The sequence below is a fragment of the Gluconobacter sp. P1D12_c genome, from assembly GCF_018812105.1.
GTDB lineage: Bacteria > Pseudomonadota > Alphaproteobacteria > Acetobacterales > Acetobacteraceae > Gluconobacter > Gluconobacter oxydans_A.
In genome coordinates this window covers 196,273-215,273 of record NZ_JACSIQ010000003.1, presented here as the reverse complement: position 1 = coordinate 215,273, position 19,001 = coordinate 196,273, and the positions used below count along the sequence as shown (strand labels likewise).

The following is a 19,001-nucleotide window of genomic DNA, read 5'->3' as shown; positions in this document are numbered from 1 at the left end:
CCTGTGAAAAGTCCGATTGAAACGCTCCGAGGCCTGTTCTCTTCCCAGAACAGGCACTCTCCCGCCTCTCTTACGGCACCAGCCGAGCGGCTCGCCCTGCCGGCTCTGCTGCTTCAGGCCGAAAAGATTGCAGCCAGCCTTCAGGCCGGCACACATGGCCGCCGACGCTCCGGAGGCGGGGAAGACTTCTGGCAGTTCCGCCCCTATCACTCTGGGGAACCGGCAACGGCCATTGATTGGCGGCAGTCCGCACGCTCTCCCATCGAAAATAGCTTCTGGGTGCGGGAACGGGAGCGGGAAAACGCGCAGTCTCTGCTCGTGTGGTGTGATCCTTCTGCATCCATGGACTGGCGGTCTTCCAACCAGTTCCCCACCAAACGGGAGCGTGCTCAGCTCTGTACACTGGCACTGGCCGGTGCGGCTCTCCGTGGTGGTGAACAGGCTGGCCTTTTGACAGGGCCAGAAGCCGGACGCGTTTTTGGTGGAGCTCAGGTGCTCAGCCGTCTCGGCGAGGCTCTCCTTCACTCTTCGACGGATGAACCAGAACTTCCACCACTAAATGCGCTGTCACCTCAGACAGATCTGGTTCTCATTAGTGACTTTCTTTGGGAAGAAGACCGGATCGAAGCCGTTCTCAAACATTGTGCCAGTCGGCCTGTCCGCGTCCATCTGCTCTGCATTCTGGATCCCGGCGAGCGTTCCCTTAACCAGACAGGACGAATCCGCTTTTCCGGTCTGGAGGGCGGTGTTCTGACCCTTCCCGCCGTGGAAAGTCTCAATTCAGCCTATGAACACGCAGTCGCAGCGCATCTGGATGCGTTGAAAGCAAGTGCAGCAAACCTGCATGCCGACTGCATTGTGCATGAAACATCGCAGGATCCGCTCCCTGCGTTGCTGGCACTTCACCTCGCCATGGGAAGCGGACGATGATTTTTCTCTCGCCTCTTCTTCTGCTTGGTCTGCTGGCACTTCCAGCGCTGTGGTGGCTTGTCCGCGCGACACCTCCTGCCCCGCAGGAGAAGTCCTTTCCATCACTGCTGCTGCTCCGCCGCCTGACGGCGCAACGGGCGGATGCAGCCCGTTCGCCTCTGTGGCTCCTGATTCTGCGGATTGCCGCAGTTGCACTGGTTATTTTCGGCCTTTCCCGTCCCGTCCTCATTCCACACAGTTCTGGGAAGACTAACGGTCCCGTCCTCATTGTTATGGATGACGGATGGGCCGCAATCCCGCACTGGAATGAACGCGTTGCAGCGGCTCTTTCCCTTGGACAATCGGCTCTCCGCAGCGGAAACCCGGTAACACTTGTTCGTGCAGCCCGCTCCCCCGATGGGGCGATGCCGGAGCCTTTTGTCACGAGAGACAGCCACGCTCTTTCGGAACGCCTTGAGCACATGCGCCCTCAGCCCTGGCCGGTTGATCGCGCAGGGCTGGCTGACGAGCTTGGGCATATGGATCTGTCGAACCAACATATTACTCTACTATCTGACGGGGTCGCCGCCCCTCATGACGAAGCTCTGCAAAACGCCCTGAGCAAAGCAGAATCCGTGCAGGATATGCGCTGGAACCCCTGCGATGTTCTACGCCTGAGTGCCAATCAGGAGGCAAACGGCACTCTTCATGCGAAGATCGAAGGGTTTTCCTGCCCCAGCCGGACAGTTACGGTTCGTGCCGTTGCAGGGAATGGCGGGACCTTGGCAGCATATCCGGTTCAGGTTGGCGAAGACAAAATACTTCCGCTACCTGCGCTGCTTCGTAACCAGCTGGATCATTTCGCTGTAGAAGGCCTGGCAGGCCCAGCGACAACAGTGCTGAGAGGAGACGCCGGGCATCGTCGCCCTGTTGGTCTCCTTCAGACGCCCGGCGACAACACACCGCTCATTGGTTCAGCATTCTTCCTTAACCATGCGCTCGATACACACTCGGAACGCCGAACCGGTGACGCGAGTGCTCTGCTCGGTTCATCACTTTCCGTCTTGGTGGCCACCGATGGTTCCCTCTCTGGCGACCAGACCCGCAACCGCGTTCTGGAGTGGGTCCGCCATGGTGGGATGCTTATCCGCTTTGCTGGGCCGGGCCTTGCAGCCGCTCAGTCTTCGCAACAGGATAACGCGACCGACGACGCACCGGATGCTCTGCTGCCCGTTCCCCTGATGAGCGGTATGCGCCAGCTTGGGGGGCCGATGTCCTGGGGCAAGCCTCAGGCTCTGGAAACTTTCCCTGCCACGTCGCCTTTTGCTGACCTCGCCATTCCGCCAGACGTGACAGTCTCACGACAGGTTCTTGCGAAGCCGGAAACGGGTTTGCAGGATCACGTCTGGGCCGCCTTGGCAGACGGGACGCCGCTGGTCACGGCACGGTCGGAAGGCAATGGAGAAATTGTCCTGTTCCACATCACGGCCTCTCCTGACTGGTCCAATCTTCCCATTTCCGGCCTGTTCCCACAGATGCTTGAGCGTCTGATCGAGCGCTCCGCAGGCGTGACTGGCACGAGCCCTACCGATCTTGCCCCTTGGCGCACGCTGGACAGTACCGGCGGTCTCACGATGCCTCCCGCAGCAGCCAGGGCCGTCAAAGCCAATGCTCTTGCCACCACAGAAGTCAGCGTCACTCACCCAGCAGGGCTCTATGGTCCTGCTCATGGAACACGCCCACTGAACCTGGCAGACCATGCCCCTCCGCTTCGTGAAGAGGCGCTCATGGGAACGCAGCTTACGCCCGAGGGTGCATCACCAGACCGGCCCCTTGGCCCATGGCTTCTGGCCACCGGGCTGCTGGTCCTGCTTGTGGATTTTGCATTGTCCCTGCGACAGCGCGGCCTGCTTGGCCCTCTGTGTGGCGCACTTGTTGTACTTTCGTTCCAACATGCCCGGGCTCAGCAACCAGTCCCCTCAACACTCCCGACAACGGTGCCGCAGGCCGCATTGGAGACCCGGCTGGCTTACATCGTCACGGGCAATGACGATGTGGATACAGCCTCTCGCGAAGGACTTCAGGGACTGTCTGACTATACAAGTGCCCGAAGCTCTGCCCTTCTTGGGCACCCTGACGGTGTTGTTCCCGGGAAAGATGATCTGGCGTTCTATCCACTCATCTACTGGCCCATTACAGCAGATGCACAACCGGATGCCGCTCGTACCAAAGCCCTCAACGCCTTCATGGATCACGGCGGGATTCTGCTGATTGATCAGCAGGGTGCTGGCACGGATATGGATGCAGGATCAGGAGGCGCTGTGAGAGCCGCTCTGAAGCGTGTCACGGACGGACTGACCATTCCTCCTCTTGCCAAACTCACGGACAAGCACGTTCTGGGGCACACGTTCTATCTGCTTCACAGCGGCTTCCCGGGGCGCGTCAATGGGCAGCCCGTTTATGTGGCTCGCAACGGAGATGAAGCGAACGATGATGTCAGCCCCGTCATCATCGGCAACGGAGACTGGGCCCATGCATGGGCTGTCGATGCGTCCGGCAACCACCCATACGCCGTTCTCCCCGGTGGCGATGATCAGCGCACACAAGCCTATCGTTTTGGCGTCAACATGGTGCTCTACGCCCTGACCGGAAACTACAAGAGCGATCAGGCCCATTACCCGGAAATGCTCCATCGCCTGGGGCAGGACAATCCTGACACGCAAAGCCCCTCCGTCGGCACAGACGAAGACGAGGAGGACGCACCATGACGTTCGACCTTGCCCCTATGCTTCCACTTTGGCTTCTGGCTACTGTGGGCGCACTCATTATTCTAGGCGCCCTTTACGGTCTGCTGCGTGGTGCACGCGGGATGGGCTGGCGTGCGTTGGCCGTTCTGATGCTTCTGGCCTGGATGGCTGGACCGCGCTCTCTGCACCCGGTTCTTCGGCCAGTTCCACAGGATGCCCTCCTGATCGTGGATCATTCTCCGTCCATGCAGGTTGGGCAGCGTGCATCTCTCGCAGATCAGACAGCCAATCAGATCACGCAGGATGCAACGCATCTACCGGGCCTGACACTTCATCGCATTGATGTGCCGGGAGGCTCCGGCCACGGAACGCGCCTGTTTGACGCGATGGATCATGCGGATCTGCCACAAGGTCGTTTTGCCGGCGCCATCGTTGTCACGGATGGCATGGATCATGACGTCCCATCACGGCTTCCAGCTCGCTTTCAGCGCCCGAACGGACAGAGACTACCGCTCCATCTGGTTCTGGCAGCGAAGGGCGAAGAAACGGACCGTCGTCTGCGCATTCTGAGCACTCCGCCGTATGCTATTGTCGGTCAAAACGCGACCATTCGCCTTCAAGTGGACGATCTGGGAACGCCTGCCCCGGCGACAGCAACCCTGACTGTCCGTGCGGGAGATGCTCCTGCAACGACCCGCACAATCCAAACAGGCCAGCCGCAGGATATTACCGTTCCTGTCCAACACCCAGGTGAAACACTGGTTGGTCTCTCCGTCTCCCCCCTCCCGGGCGAGGCCTCTACGCTGAACAACAACGACGTTATTCGCATTCGCGGTGTTCGGGACCGGCTGCGCGTTCTGCTGGTTTCTGGCGTCCCGAACCAAAGTGAGCGCGTTTGGCGCCGCCTGCTGAAAGCGGACCCGTCGGTCGATCTGGTCCACTTCACCATTCTCCGCTCCCCGAGCACAGATGATGGCACCCCTCTTTCGGATCTGGCGCTGATACCTTTCCCGATCAGGGAACTGTTTCAGGAAAAAATCCGCAGCTTTGATCTCATCATTCTGGATGGATTTCGTAACAGCAACATCCTGCCGGAAGAGTATCTGACGAACATCGCGGACTATGTTCGCCGTGGTGGTGGCCTGCTTGTCACGGCGGGGCCGGAATTCGTGCAGGATGGCTCCTTGCAGGACACGACACTGGCTCAGGTTTTTCCAGCACATGTCCCAACCGATGGCCTCGTAACGCAGGCTTTTCGTCCGGCCCTGACAGACCTTGGCAAAGCTCATCCGGTCACTGCGGGACTGGGAAACAGCGCTGACTGGGGCCCTTGGTACCGTTCAGCGAAGGTGGATCAGTCCCACGGCCAGAATTTAATGAGCGGCCCCAATGGCTCACCTCTCCTTCTGCTTGACCGAGTGGACCAGGGGCGCGTGGCGATGCTGCTGTCTGATCAGCTCTGGCTCTGGTCCCGCAATGAGGGCGGAGGCGGTCCACAGGCTGAATTGCTGCGCCGTCTTTCGCACTGGCTCATGAAGGAGCCGGATCTCGAAGAAAACCGACTGAGTGCCCGCATTGAAAATGGTCAGCTTGTGGTGGACCGTCACGCACTGGGTCAGACAACAATAACCCCTCACGCCATTGTCACTTTTCCGGACGGACACACCCAGCCCCTCTCCATGACAGGCGGAAAAGGCCTTTGGCATGGAACAGTGCCTGTAACAGGCAGCGGGATCTGGACCATCCGGCAAGATGGCCTCGTGGCCTTCGCCAGCCCTGCCGCACAGGATATTCTTGAACGGCAGGACCTCCGCGCGACCGCAACCGTCATGGGCGCAACTGTTCAGGCATCTGGCGGAAGCCAGAACTGGGCAGGAATCGGTATTCCTCACCTGCGCCAGGTCACAGCTGGTCAAGATCTCTCCGGCTCCGGGTGGATTGGCCTGCCTGTAAGTCAGGCTGCGGTCGCAGGAGAGACGCGTACACAGGACCTTGTTCCTGCATGGCTGGCACTGGTTCTGGCTCTGATATTCCTTGGCGTGGGCTGGTGGCGGGAAGGACGTTGATATTGCAGCATGTGACAAGTTGCGGACGACGATTCTGGAGACTCGCACAGGACTTCAGATCGCAGTATATTGACCCTATGCGACTGCCCCTCACTCTGCCCCGCCTTCTGCTGATTGCCGCTTTGGCAGCCACACCGACAATCTTCGTGCCCTGGCACTCTGCCCATGCGCAGGATGCCGATGACGCGGAAGCTGAACAGGAAGCTGAAGAATCTGCCAAAAAGGCAGAAGCCCGCAAGGCCGCCAAACGTGCAGCCCCGCCTTCAGCACTACCAGGCGCAGAAGCCGCAGATGATGATGCAGGCCATGCACGTGTGGACACCAACCCGACGACGGCTCTCTTCGATGCCATCAATCGCGGTTCGCTGAATGCGTCCAAGGAAGCCTTGAATCGTGGCGCTGATATGAATGGCCACAACATTCTCGATCAGACCCCGCTGGACATGGCGATTGACCTCAACCGCAAGGATATCATGTTCCTGCTGCTTTCCATGCGGACCTACAATCCGGATGGGCGTCTGGAAACGAGCGTTAAGGACAGCGGCGTGCAGATGAAAGGTGGCAGTGGTCACCTGACAATCGGCGGCAAAGCCTCGACAGCAACGCGTGCGGCGCCTTCTCCTCATTTCGATGAAAAGGGCGGTACCGCTGATCCGGCATCCGGCTTCCTTGGATTTGCAGGACGCTAATTTCCTAACGTTTTAGAAACAGAAAAGGCCGGAAGGAGAATTCTCCTTCCGGCCTTTTCTGTTTCCCAGAGCGGAAGAGCGCTTAGCCCACGTTTCGCAGGGCAACGCTTTCCTGACGCAGAATATCAATCGGCACCATTTCTCCGTCCCGCTCAAAGAACCAGAACGTCCACCCATTGCACGAAGGCGCATTGGTCAGCATTGCGCCCAACTTGTGAATGGAACCACGCTGATTGCCCGATACCAGCGTGCCATCTGGCGTAACCGTTGCCTTCAGACGCTTTTGACGATCGTAAAGCGCCGTTCCCGCAGGCAAGACACCTGTTTCCACAAAGCTCCCAAACGGAATCCGTGGAATATCGCGTTTGGCGGGAGTAACAGCAACATGCTCGGACGTCAGACGTTCCTCGCGGGCAACCCGCTCACGCGCCGCCTTCACATAATCCGGGTGACGTTCAATTCCGACGTAGTGACGCCCCAGTCGTTTGGCCACCGCAGGTGTCGTGCCACTGCCACAGAATGGGTCAAGCACGACATCCTCAACATTCGTGGACGCCACAAGCACACGATGCAGAAGGCTTTCCGGCTTCTGCGTTGGATGCAGCTTCAAACCGTGCTCGTTCTTGAGGCGCTCGTTCCCCGTGCACAACGGTAAGTACCAGTCTGATCGCATCTGAAGGTCGTCGTTCAGCGCTTTCATAGCTTGATAATTGAAGCGATAACGGCTCTGCGGGCTCTTGGCCGCCCAGATCATCGTTTCATGAGCATTCGTAAACCGGCGTCCACGGAAATTCGGCATCGGGTTGGATTTGCGCCAGATGATATCGTTCAGGATCCAGAACCCAAGATCCTGAAGAATGGCACCGAGACGAAACACGTTATGATAGGAGCCAATAACCCAGATCGTGCCATCCTTGTCCAGAATACGATGTGCTTCTGACAGCCACTCACGCGTGAATTTGTCGTACGCCGAGTAATCGTCGAACTTGTCCCAGGCATCATCAACGCCATCAACGACAGTTTCGTCCGGGCGCCGCAGTTCGCCACGAAGCTGAAGATTATATGGCGGATCGGCAAAGATGCAGTCCACGCTGCCATCCGGCAGGGTCTTCATCGTCTCCACGCATTCACCACGCAGGATCTGGTCCACTGGGAGTTCGCCGGTCATGCTGCGTGTGCCTCTGCTTCAATCATGTTTCGAATAGGCGCAAATCCGCGCCTGTGATGGGGTGTCACACCCTGTGTTTTCAGGCCGCTCATATGAACAGCAGTGCCGTATCCGGCATTGCGCTCCCATCCATAGGCATCATGCCGAACGGCAAGACGGGCCATCAGGCGGTCTCGTGTAATTTTTGCGATAATAGAGGCTGCCGCGATGGAGAGGCTGATGCCATCTCCACCAATCACCATCTGAATGGGACAGGGCAGCTTGGGTGCGTGCTTGCCATCAACCAGCGCGAGATCCGGCATACGACCCAACCGGTCCAACGCTCGTCTCATGGCTAGGTGGCAAGCCTGCGCAATGTTGATCTGTTCAATTTCCGTGACGGATGCTGCGCCCACCCCAATCAGGATGTTCGACGCCCGCATCAGCAGGTCATAGGCAACCATACGACGCTTCGCTGTCAGTTTCTTGGAATCATCAAGAAGGCGCGACAGCGTTTCATCGGGGGGAGAGGTGAACGCAACGGCTGCTGCAACGACAGGTCCAGCCAGAGGACCACGCCCGACTTCGTCGATCCCGACGACCAGCCCGCCATGGGCCGCTTCAAGGGCGTAATCTGGCATTCCTGAACTTCTCCCTGACCAATCCGGTCAATCAACTGACTACCGAATCGGTTTTGAATCATGGCGACTCGAAAGGGAAGCCCAAAAATGGGTTATTTTTCAGAATAAGTTGTCAAGTGTGCCTCGAAAGACTCTTTCTCATGCCTTTCAGAGGTTTTCCTGTTCGCCGTCGCCTTCCGCGGGGTCCTGAGGAACACTGGTCACATGGTGACCATGCTTCACCTGTTGCTGTATTTCCGGCCAACGGCTGAGGGTATCACCGATGTTGAACACGAGCAGCACCAGGCTCACGACAAGAAGCGATCGGCCTCGTCCAGTGATCTGACGGCGGCGCCAGAAATAACCAGGCAGGAAAAGCCACCACCAGAACCCCGGCGGTGTCGCGCCTGTTTCCCGGATCGAGTTCCGATCCATAAAAAATGCCGTAAAGAACAGACCTAGCACCAGAAGACTAACTACGGACATCGTGTTCATGCGGTCGGCTTCTGCCACGTGCCGCCAGTCCATGATGTAGAGCGTTACACGTCCCATGATCCAAGGGCCAACAAGCAGCGCCCAGGCCCAGTGCTCTGAAATTTCCGCGGAAGGACGCACAAGTCCGGTCAATGGCGATACCAGCCCGGCGGAAGACGCCGGACGCCAGGAATCCCCAAAGGTTGACGTCCAGACCAGCGTCTCCGGACGAATCCGCTGCTGCATGATCAGACGCAGAATTTCTTCACGGGATACGGGCCCTGTCTGCTGCCCGTTATTCTCGTAAAACCATTCCATAGAAAAAGCCTCCCGGATTACTCCGGGAGGCTTCTAGCACACGAAGTAATGCGTGTGTGAAATCAGCTGCTCTTGCGACCGAACAGCAGGCCGCCAACAATCATGCCAACGACGGTGGCAATGACGATGGAGATAAGCGGACGGTCCTGAACAAACGCCGTAGCAGCTTCAAGCTTCGTTTCGCCTTCGTCATAAAGATCAGCGAATTCCTGCTGAGCCATACCCGAAAGCTGGTCAAACTTGCCCTCTGCCTGCGTGGCCGTGTCACCCGTCAGGCCACCAACGCCGTCCTTGACCTTGCCCTTGACTTCATCAAGAAGGCCCTCGGCCTTTGTACCTGTCGTATCAGCCATGTCTGTATCTCCTTATCCGGATGTGATCCGTTCCTGCCTTAAACGGCTCACGGACCATCGGGTTTCCATAAGGATATGGTGCGAGCGTGAAATGAAGCAAGAGAGAGATTGCCTTGAAAAGCAATCTCTTAGCCTTCCATGTTTCAAATTCGTTGCTGAACCTGAACAGGATTTAAGGTCCCGTCATGGCAGCATTGCATTCGCTGCACTATAAGAGAACAACTGACGGAAGGATGCCGTTTCTCAGGCGCATCTATGCCAAAAAGCTGTACGGGAAAGACAGGACCACTATGGACGAGCAGACGGCCGGACCCAGCGACCGCCACCAGAGCATCAACGCCCAGTCCCCCACACCAGCCCGACGCCCCCGCCGTCGCTGGCTGCTATGGGGCACAATTGTTCTGGTGATTCTGCTGATCCTTTTTGCAGTCCTGCGGACGCATGGATCTCATTCCGGAAAATCGCGCAAAAACGGCGCAGCGGGCGATACGCAGCCCGTTGCTGTTGCCACGGTGCATACAGGCGACATGCCTGTGATCCTGCAACTGATTGGCACCGTCGTTCCCATAACGAACGTAACGATTACACCCCGCGTGGATGGCCATATTCTTGATGTTTATTATCAGGAAGGCCAGCACGTTAAAAAAGGCGATGAACTGGAGCTGATTGATCCACGTCCGTACGAAGCAATTCTTGCCCAGTACAAAGGAACACTTGCAGCCGACCGTGCCCAGCTTGAAAAGGCCCGCGTGGATAATGCCCGTTACCAGAAGCTGATTCGTCAGAACTCGACATCCGCGATGACAGCCCGAGATCAGGAATTCACGGTTCAGCAACTTGAAGGCACTGTGAAGTTCGACGAAGCCAACGTCCATAATGCCGAACTGAACGTGATGTACTGTCACATCATTGCCCCGGTTGATGGCCGCGTCGGTATCCGTGTGCTCGATAAGGGCAACTATGTCTCTGCCGGCCAGTCCGGCGGCCTGACAATCCTGACACAGATGGAGCCAATCTCCGTTATCTTTACTGTGCCGCAGAATCAGATTGGCCCGGTTGCTGACCGTCTGCGTGAAGTTCAGGAACTTCCGGTCGAAGCCTGGAACAGCGATAACACCCAGAAAATCGCCGCCGGCACCGTGAAGGCGCTGGACAGCCAAATTGACACGTCCACCGGCACGGTCCGTATGCGTGGCATTTTCGCCAATGAAGACGAACGGCTGTTCCCGAATGAATTCGTGAATGCCCGCCTGCTCGTGAACACACTGCACAACGTTCTTATCGTGCCGGGTAATGCGCTTCAGACAGGCCCGGACGGACAGTTCCTTTATGTTGTGCAGCCGGACATGACGGTGAAGGATCTTCCGGTCAAGGTTGGCGAAACGGACGACAGCAACGCCGTCATCCTGTCCGGTGTGAAAGCTGGTGATCGTGTCGTGACTGATGGCGTGAGCCATCTGCGCCCGGGTCAGAAAATCTCGATCCCTGACACTTCCGCGCCCACGACACAAAATGCTGCAGCTGAAGCCAAGACGGCCGAGACCCATCATCGCCATAGCAATGGTCAGCAAAGCACTGATGCCGCCAAGCGTGGCAATGATCCGTCCGCAGCCGATGTCACCGGCAATCACTGACCGCTCACAGGGAACAGCAAGACCGTGAATCCGTCCCGCCTGTTCATCGAGCGTCCGGTTGCCACCAGCCTCCTGATGTTCGCCATCCTGCTGAGCGGACTGCTCGGCTACCACTTCCTGGCAGTCTCAGCACTGCCACAGGTTGAATATCCAACCATTACGGTATCGACCTATTACCCGGGCGCCGGACCGGACGTGATGAGCACGTCCATCACCGCTCCGCTTGAAACGCAGCTTGGCCAGATGCCGGGCCTTGACCAGATGACGTCTCAGTCTTCTGGCGGTGCGTCGGTCATCACTCTGCGCTTTGGCCTCGACATGTCTATGGACGTGGCCGAGCAGGAAGTTCAGGCCGCTATCAACAACGCGACATCGTTGCTACCAACGGATCTGCCAGCACCTCCGATTTATGCGAAGGTCAATCCGGCGGATACTCCGGTCCTGACACTGGGTATCACGTCGAAAACCCTGCCGCTTCCGGAAGTGGAAGATTACGTCAACACGCGTCTTGAGCAGAAGATCAGCCAGATTTCCGGTGTGGGCCTTGTCACGCTGTCTGGTGGTAATCGCAAAGCATACCGCATTCAGGTCAACATCCCGAAGCTGACATCATACGGCATCGCGATCGATACCTTGCGGACCATCATCACAACGGTGAACGTCAATTCCCCAACGGGCACATTTGACGGCCCCAAGCGCTCTACGTCCCTGCGTATTGATGGGCAGATCAAGTCCGTCGATCAGTTGATGGACCAAATCATTGCCTATCAGAACAGCGGCCCGATCCGCGTTCGTGATGTGGCTACGGTCGTCGAAGGTGCTGAGAACACTCAGTTGGCGGCATGGTCGAACAAAACCCCTGCCCTGATCCTGAATGTCCAGCGTCAGCCCGGCGCCAACGTGATTGGCGTGGTGGACAATGTTCTTCGCATCCTGCCCCAGCTTAAGCAGGACCTACCCCCTGGCATCGAAATCACACCGCTGACAGACCGGACAACAACCATCCGCGCCTCTGTTGACGATGTTGAATACGAGCTGGGTCTGTCCATGCTGCTCGTGGTCGGCGTCATTTTCGTCTTCCTGCGCAATGTCCCTGCCACGATCATTCCCAGCCTCTCGGTCCCGCTTTCGCTGGTGGGCACCATGGCGGCAATGTACCTGCTCGGGTTCTCGCTCGATAACCTGTCGCTGATGTCCCTCACCATTGCCACAGGCTTTGTGGTGGATGACGCCATCGTGGTGATCGAGAACATTGCCCGCTACGTGGAAGCTGGCGAAGACCGTTACACCGCTGCCCTGAAGGGTGCCGGCGAAATCGGCTTTACCATCATCTCGCTAACGGTTTCGCTGATCGCAGTGCTCATCCCACTGCTGTTCATGAAGGATGTCGTGGGACGCCTGTTCCACGAATTCGCCATGACGCTCTCCATCACGATCGTCATCTCGGCCATTGTGTCCATTACGCTGGTTCCAATGATGTGCGCGCGGATGCTGACGGATACGCACGCTCCGTCCAAGAGCCGTGGAATCTGGGGTCGCCTCTCCGACGGCACCGAACGTGGCATCAATGGCATGATTGCCCTGTATGGCCGCTGGCTGGACGTGGTTCTACGGTTCCGTGGCCTGACGCTTCTGGTCACGCTCGGAACAATTATCCTGACGGGCGCACTGGCCTACACAATCCCGAAAGGCTTCTTCCCAACGCAGGATACTGGCGTTGTGCAGGGTATTTCCGTCATGTCGCAGGCGATTTCCTTTAATGGCATGAAGGAGCGTCAGGCCGCTTTGGGCGCCGAGATCCTTAAGGATCCGGATGTAGCCAGCATTTCCTCTTTTGTGGGAATTGACGGCCAGAACATGACGCTGAACGTCGGCCGTTTTCTGATTAATCTCAAGGCACGGGACGAGCGCACCTCTGACCTTACAACCATTCTTCAGCGACTGGGTCAGGTCGGCCAGAATGTTATCGGAACGCAGCTGTTTGTTCAGCCGATTCAGGATCTGTCTCTGGATTCCTCGATTTCGGCCACACAATACCAGTTCATGCTTGAGAACCCGGATTACGACACCTTCAAAACCTGGGTTCCAAAAATTGTCGACGCGCTGAAACAGGAGCCTTCCCTGTCGGATGTCACGTCCGATCTGCAGGCTGAAGGTCTGGTTGCCCAGCTCTCGCTCGACCGTGCCACGGGTGCTCGTTATTCCATCACACCGCAGACGGTTGATAACCTTCTGTATGACAGTTATGGCCAGCGTCAGATCTCAACGATCTACACGCAGGCCAACCAGTACCGCGTCATTCTGGAAGCGCTGCCGGATCTTCAGAACGACCTGACATCCCTTAACCAGTTGTATCTGCCGGGGATTTCATCCGAAGCAGGCAGCAGCACCTCCGGCCCGACACGTCAGCCGACTTCCGGATTGGTCCCGCTGAAGCAGGTTACGACAATCAGTCATAGCCTTGCCCCCCTCCTCATCAGTCATTACGGCCAGTTCCCAGCCACGACGATCTCTTTCAACGTCTCGAAAGGGTATTCGCTCGGTGCGGCAACCAGTGCCATTGAACGGGTTGAGAAGCAGCTTGGCCTTCCCCCAGCATTTGAAACTGCGTTCCAAGGCACAGCCGCAGCTTTCCGCTCGTCTCTGACGAACGAAGTCTGGCTTGTTATGGCTGCGGTCATCGCGGTCTATATCGTGCTGGGTATTCTCTATGAGAGCTTCATCCACCCCATCACCATTCTGTCCACGCTGCCATCCGCTGCTATCGGCGCACTGATTGGCCTGTACCTGTTTGGTATGGACCTCGACATCATGGGGATCATCGGCATCGTGCTGCTGATCGGCATTGTGAAAAAGAATGCCATCATGATGATCGACTTCGCACTCGAAGCCGAGCGACTGGAAGGGCACACACCGCTCGAAGCCATTCGCCAGGCAGCTCTCCTGCGTTTCCGTCCAATCCTCATGACGACACTGGCCGCCCTCTTTGGTGCCCTGCCCCTCATGCTGAGCCATGGCGTCGGCTCCGAACTGCGCCGCCCCCTCGGCGTGGCGATTGTGTGTGGCCTGATGCTGTCACAGATGCTGACCCTGTTTACCACTCCGGTCATCTATCTGTTCATGGACGGCATCGGTCGTAAGACAAGGACGCTTATGCAGCGCTATCATGCAGGCCGGGCGCAAACTCCAAGCACGCACAGCAACCCGTGAAGCTGATCCGCCTTTTCGTCATGCGGCCAGTTGGAACGATCCTTCTGGCCGTCGCGCTCCTGATCGGCGGCATCCTGGGCTATTTCAGCCTACCCGTCGCCGATCTGCCGAACGTGGACTTCCCGGTCATCATGGTGATGGCAAACCAGCCTGGCGGTTCTCCGTCCGAGATCGCCAGTACAGTCGCAGCACCGCTGGAGCGACATCTGGGCGCGATTTCAGGCGTGACGGAGATGACGTCTGAATCAACGGTCAATCAGACGCGCATTACTCTTCAGTTTGACCTCTCCCGCGACATCAATGGCGCCGCACGAGACGTCGAAGCTGCACTCCAGGGCGCACGCCAGGATCTTCCCTCCACTCTGCGTACAAACCCGACTTACGACAAAGCCAACTCCAACGGCCCCCCGGTTGTTGCACTGACGCTGACGTCCAGCACACGGACGCCACAGGAGCTTTATGAGTTTGCCAGCAACGTTCTGATTCAGCAGCTCAGTCAGGTTGAGGGCGTGGGCGAAGTCGAAATCCGTGGCAGTTCGCTCCCAGCGGTTCGCGTAGAACTGAATCCTCTCCGCCTGTTCCGTTATGGCATCGGATTCGAAGATGTTCGTGCAGCACTTGCATCGGCCAACGCTCACACGCCGAAGGGTTTCATTGACTCTCATGGCACGCGCCTCATGCTGTCCACCAACGATCAGGCCAGCAAAGCCGTTGATTATCGTGGGCTGGTCGTCGCCTATCGTGACAGCCAACCCGTCCGCCTGACAGATGTCGCGGAAGTCAATGACAGCGTTGAAGATCTACGCCAGACAGGCTTCCTCAATGGTCAGCGCGCCATCATCTGTACGGTGTTCACACAGGGCGGCGCCAACGTCATCAAGACGGTTGATGGTATTCGCAAGCGCCTTCCTATTCTCCAGTCGGCAATGCCGGGCAACACTCATATCAACGTCCTGATTGACCGATCCAAGACAATCCGCGCGTCCCTGAATGATACGAAACAGACCCTCATCATAGCCGTGGTGCTGGTGGTCGTCGTGGTGCTGCTGTTTCTGCGCAGTCTGTCCGCCATTCTCATTCCAGCGATTGTCGTCCCCATCTCGATCATCGGAACATTCGGGGTGATGTCACTACTGGGTTATCAGCTCGACAATATGTCTCTGATGGCCCTGACAATCTCCACCGGTTTCGTTGTGGACGATGCCATCGTCGTTCTTGAGAACATCACCCGCTACATGGAAATGGGTCATGAGCGGATGGAAGCCGCCATCTTTGGGGCCAGCGAAGTTGCCTTCACGGTTCTCTCCATCACCGTGTCCCTGATTGTGGTTTTCGCTCCCATCATGTTCATGGGGGGCATTGCGGGTCGGCTATTCCATGAATTCGCGATGGTAATGGTCATTACCCTGACCATCTCCATGGTCCTGTCCCTCTCCCTCACCCCGATGCTCAGCGCACTAATCCTCACCTCTGCGCCAGCCGCCTCACAGGGTTTCTGGGGCAGAATTGGTTCCCTGCTCGAACGCATGATCGACCGCGTCGCGAAAGGCTACGAGCAGTCGCTAGGATGGAGCCTCCGACATCCGTTCCTGATCGTTATGTCTCTGCCGGCCACCCTGATTTTGGCTGGTGTTCTCTTTGTGAAAATGCCCAAAGGCTTCTTTCCCTCTGAAGACACTGGTCAGTTGATGGGGCGTCTGGTCGCCGACCAGTCCGTGTCCTTTCAGTCTCTTAAAGACATCACAGCTCACGCCATGAAGGTTGTCGCCGCAGACAGGGATGTCGCAGGCGTTATGGGCGGCGCCGGCGGGCGTTCGGCCAACTCTGCCAATCTTTTCGTTGCTCTGAAGTCTAAAGAGGAACGTAAGGACGATCTGGCTGCCACGGTGCAACGCATCAACCGGGCCTTTTCCAACGTTCCAGGCGCGCAGCTCCGTCTGATGGCCCCTGGTGCCGTCCGTATAGGTGCGCGCTCAGGTGACGCGGCCTATCAGTATTCGCTGGAAGGCCCGTCGGCCGAAGATCTCTATGAATGGACGCCGAAGATTGTCTCGGCACTCTCAAAAATTCCTCTGCTGATGGATGTTTCATCCAACGTGGAAGAAGGCGGTCAGGCCATTGCCATTGCGATCAACCGCGATATGTCTTCCCGGTATTCCATCACGCCCCAGCTCATTGCCAATACACTCTACGATGCGTTCGGACAGCGCTCAGCTTCTGTTATTTACGGAAATCTGAACCAGTATCATGTGGTGATGGAAGTCGCTCCGCGATACTGGGAAAGCCCAGAAACGCTGAAACAGATGTGGGTGAGTGCCTCTGGCGGAACAGCCGCAGGTGGCACGTCTTCGAACAACCTGCGTGTTCGAGCCGACACGACAACCAGCACGCTCTCGCAAAGCGAGCAGTCCTACATTAACTCTGTGGCCAATGCTCTGGCTGGTGGAAAATCTGCGTCCAGTGGTGCCGCCGTCGCAACAAGCGTTTCCAACATGGTGCCGCTATCGGTGCTTGGATACCAGCGCGCAACAAACACGGCCCTGACGGTCAACCATGATGGCCTCTCGGTTGCAACGACCGTGTCTTTCAATCTTGCCCCAGGAGCGTCCCTCGGGCCTGCCGTGCAGGCCGTTGAAGCCGCTATGGTCAAACTGCATGTTCCACCGACCATTCACGGTGGGTTTGCTGGCAACGCCGCTGCCTTCCAGAAGTCTGTCAGTGATGAGCCTCTGCTGATCCTTGCGGCTCTTGCTGCGGTCTACATTGTTCTGGGTATGCTTTATGAGAGCCTCATTCATCCCCTGACGATCCTGTCCACGTTACCTTCCGCTGGCGTCGGCGCCCTTCTCGCCCTTCAGTTGTTTGGGCAGGAGTTCTCACTCATGGCGATGATTGGTGTCATTCTTCTGATTGGCATCGTCAAAAAGAACGCCATCATGCTGATCGATTTTGCGCTGGTAGCGCAACGTGAGGGCGCGACAGCTTTTGAGGCTATCCAGCAGGCGAGCGTTCTGCGGTTCCGCCCGATCCTCATGACGTCTCTGGCCGCAGCCTTTGGTGCCGTACCTCTCGTCTTCGGGAATGGATACGGCTGCGAACTCCGCCGTCCGCTTGGCATCGCCATTCTGGGGGGCCTGATGGTCAGCCAGCTTCTCACACTCTACAGCACGCCCGTCGTGTTCCTCTATCTCGATCGTTTCGGAAAAATGCTCGGCCGTGCCCGACATCACTTTGCCATTCTGCTTCACATCTCGCCCCGGGAAACGGAAATCTGATGACCGTCCTTCGTATGCCTTCCCTGCGTACTCTTCTGCTGGGAGCCGCAGCCCTGCCTTTCCTGAGTGGGTGCATGGTCGGACCGAATTACCATCGTCCTTCGGCAGTCATTTCTCCGCATTTCAAGGAAGTTCCTCCCCCGGCTGGATGGAACAAGGCGCGCCCGGACCTGGCGCAGATGCCCAAAGGCGACTGGTGGACAATTTTCAATGATCCGCTTCTCAATGATCTGGAAGAACGGGTCTCAACGTCCAATCAGAGCCTGAAGGAATACGAAGCGCAGTATCGCAAAGCCGCTGCGACAATCGATTCCATCAAGGCAAGCCTCTACCCCACACTGAGCGGAAATTTCAGCTTCAACAGAAATTCACAGGGAAGCAGTGCCTCAAGCACGAGTGGAGGCTTCACGTACACCTCATCGCAGTCCTACACGAGCAACACCTGGGCAACTGGCCCATCTGCAAGCTGGACGGTTGACGTCTGGGGCAAGATACGTCGGCAGGTGCAGCAACAGGTCGCCGCGACGCAAGGCGACGCCGCACTGGTTGCCAGTATGCGGTTGTCCTACCAGCTGACGCTGGCGCAAGACTATTTCAGCATGCGCTATCAGGACAGCCTGATTGATCTCTACACGCGCAACGTGGGTCTATACCGGGATAATCTCAAAATTTTGGAGAACCAGCTTGAAGCTGGTGTCGCAGATCCAACAAGCGTTCTCCAGGCTCGGTATCTGCTGCAATCCACCGAAGCCAGTCTTGCAAATGCTCATATCGCTCGCGCGCAGTATGAACATGCCATTGCAATGCTGACCGGTCGCGCACCGGCAGATGTCACTATCGCTGCGGCACTTCTGCCCAAGCAGATTCCAGCAGCACCTGTAGCCGTTCCGTCCATGATCCTTGAACGCCGGCCAGATGTCGCCCAGGCTGAGCGGAACATGGAAGCCTATAACGCAGAGATCGGATATGCGATTGGCGCGTTCTTCCCGGAAATCACGCTCTCTGCATCGTATGGATATAGCGGCAACCCACTCCAGCAGCTGATCCAAACAGCCACACGCACCTGGGGCCTGGGGGCTGCTGCCACGGAAACGATCTTCCAGGGCGGAGCTCGAACAGCGGCTGTCCGTGAAGCCGAGGCAGACTACGATAATGCGGTCGCCACCTATCGCCAGACCGTTCTGGCTGCCATGCAGGACACGGAAGACCAGATGTCCAACCTGCACTATCTCGATCAGCAGCTAGGACTTCAGAACCAGGCTGTTGCGAGTGCCGAGGCCGCCGTACGAGTGTCCATGAACGAATATCTCGCCGGGACCCAGATTTATACGACCGTCATCACGGCACAGCAGACTGCCCTTCAATATGAAGAGAGTCAGCTGAGCATCCGTCAGCAGCAATTCAATGCGGAAGTTGCTCTGCTGACAGATCTTGGTGGCGGCTGGAATTCCAAAAACCTGCCGACGAAAGCCTCTCTTCAGACAGACAATCCGTTGCTCCCGTCATTCATCCAAAAAGACAAGAATGGGCGCTGAAAAACAAAAAGGGCGGGATCTTAA

General features: G+C 57.4%; 12 protein-coding genes. 8 read left to right on the top strand and 4 right to left on the bottom strand.

What is annotated here, in order from left to right:
- The first annotated feature begins 3 nt into the window (after positions 1-3).
- The 4 genes from KP705_RS04850 (at position 4) to KP705_RS04835 (ending at position 6,411) form a co-directional block, all read left to right on the top strand.
- Positions 4-930, top strand: coding sequence for a DUF58 domain-containing protein (locus KP705_RS04850; RefSeq protein WP_215764113.1), 927 nt, complete (start codon positions 4-6; stop codon positions 928-930).
- Positions 927-3,677, top strand: a complete 2,751-nt coding sequence (locus KP705_RS04845; RefSeq protein WP_215764112.1) for a DUF4159 domain-containing protein — start codon at positions 927-929, stop codon at positions 3,675-3,677. Before KP705_RS04850 ends, KP705_RS04845 begins: the two co-directional genes overlap by 4 nt.
- On the top strand, positions 3,674-5,722 hold the full coding sequence (locus tag KP705_RS04840; RefSeq protein ID WP_046901204.1) for a hypothetical protein: 2,049 nt from the start codon (positions 3,674-3,676) through the stop codon (positions 5,720-5,722). Before KP705_RS04845 ends, KP705_RS04840 begins: the two co-directional genes overlap by 4 nt.
- Before the next feature lie 77 nt (positions 5,723-5,799).
- Complete coding sequence (locus KP705_RS04835) at positions 5,800-6,411, top strand: ankyrin repeat domain-containing protein (protein ID WP_046901203.1); 612 nt, start codon at positions 5,800-5,802, stop codon at positions 6,409-6,411.
- 82 nt (positions 6,412-6,493) lie between these two features.
- Here KP705_RS04835 and KP705_RS04830 read toward each other — a convergent pair whose 3' ends face one another.
- The 4 genes from KP705_RS04830 to KP705_RS04815 all read right to left on the bottom strand — a co-directional run bounded on the left by KP705_RS04830 (position 6,494) and on the right by KP705_RS04815 (position 9,323).
- On the bottom strand, positions 6,494-7,579 hold the full coding sequence (locus KP705_RS04830; protein WP_046901202.1) for a DNA methyltransferase: 1,086 nt from the start codon (positions 7,577-7,579) through the stop codon (positions 6,494-6,496).
- Positions 7,576-8,199, bottom strand: a complete 624-nt coding sequence (locus KP705_RS04825; protein ID WP_046901201.1) for a ribonuclease HII — start codon at positions 8,197-8,199, stop codon at positions 7,576-7,578. Before KP705_RS04825 ends, KP705_RS04830 begins: the two co-directional genes overlap by 4 nt.
- A gap of 147 nt (positions 8,200-8,346) precedes the next feature.
- Complete coding sequence (locus tag KP705_RS04820) at positions 8,347-8,970, bottom strand: DUF4339 domain-containing protein (RefSeq protein WP_046901200.1); 624 nt, start codon at positions 8,968-8,970, stop codon at positions 8,347-8,349.
- A gap of 62 nt (positions 8,971-9,032) precedes the next feature.
- Positions 9,033-9,323: a CsbD family protein gene (locus tag KP705_RS04815; protein ID WP_046901199.1), complete on the bottom strand. Its 291-nt coding sequence runs from the start codon at positions 9,321-9,323 to the stop codon at positions 9,033-9,035.
- Between the two features lie 290 nt (positions 9,324-9,613).
- On the opposite strand from KP705_RS04815, the gene KP705_RS04810 reads away from it, so the two are divergent.
- From KP705_RS04810 to KP705_RS04795, 4 genes are read left to right on the top strand one after another with little or no spacing between them, the layout of a single operon-like run.
- A complete protein-coding gene (locus tag KP705_RS04810; protein ID WP_046902026.1) occupies positions 9,614-10,957 on the top strand; it encodes an efflux RND transporter periplasmic adaptor subunit in 1,344 nt (447 codons plus the stop codon).
- 24 nt (positions 10,958-10,981) lie between these two features.
- Positions 10,982-14,167 (top strand): efflux RND transporter permease subunit, encoded by a 3,186-nt coding sequence (locus tag KP705_RS04805; protein WP_215764111.1) that lies wholly within the window; start codon positions 10,982-10,984, stop codon positions 14,165-14,167.
- On the top strand, positions 14,164-17,442 hold the full coding sequence (locus KP705_RS04800; protein ID WP_215764110.1) for an efflux RND transporter permease subunit: 3,279 nt from the start codon (positions 14,164-14,166) through the stop codon (positions 17,440-17,442). Before KP705_RS04805 ends, KP705_RS04800 begins: the two co-directional genes overlap by 4 nt.
- A complete protein-coding gene (locus KP705_RS04795; RefSeq protein WP_046901197.1) occupies positions 17,442-18,977 on the top strand; it encodes an efflux transporter outer membrane subunit in 1,536 nt (511 codons plus the stop codon). The genes KP705_RS04800 and KP705_RS04795 overlap by 1 nt, the downstream gene beginning before the upstream one ends.
- The last annotated feature ends 24 nt before the right edge of the window (positions 18,978-19,001 follow it).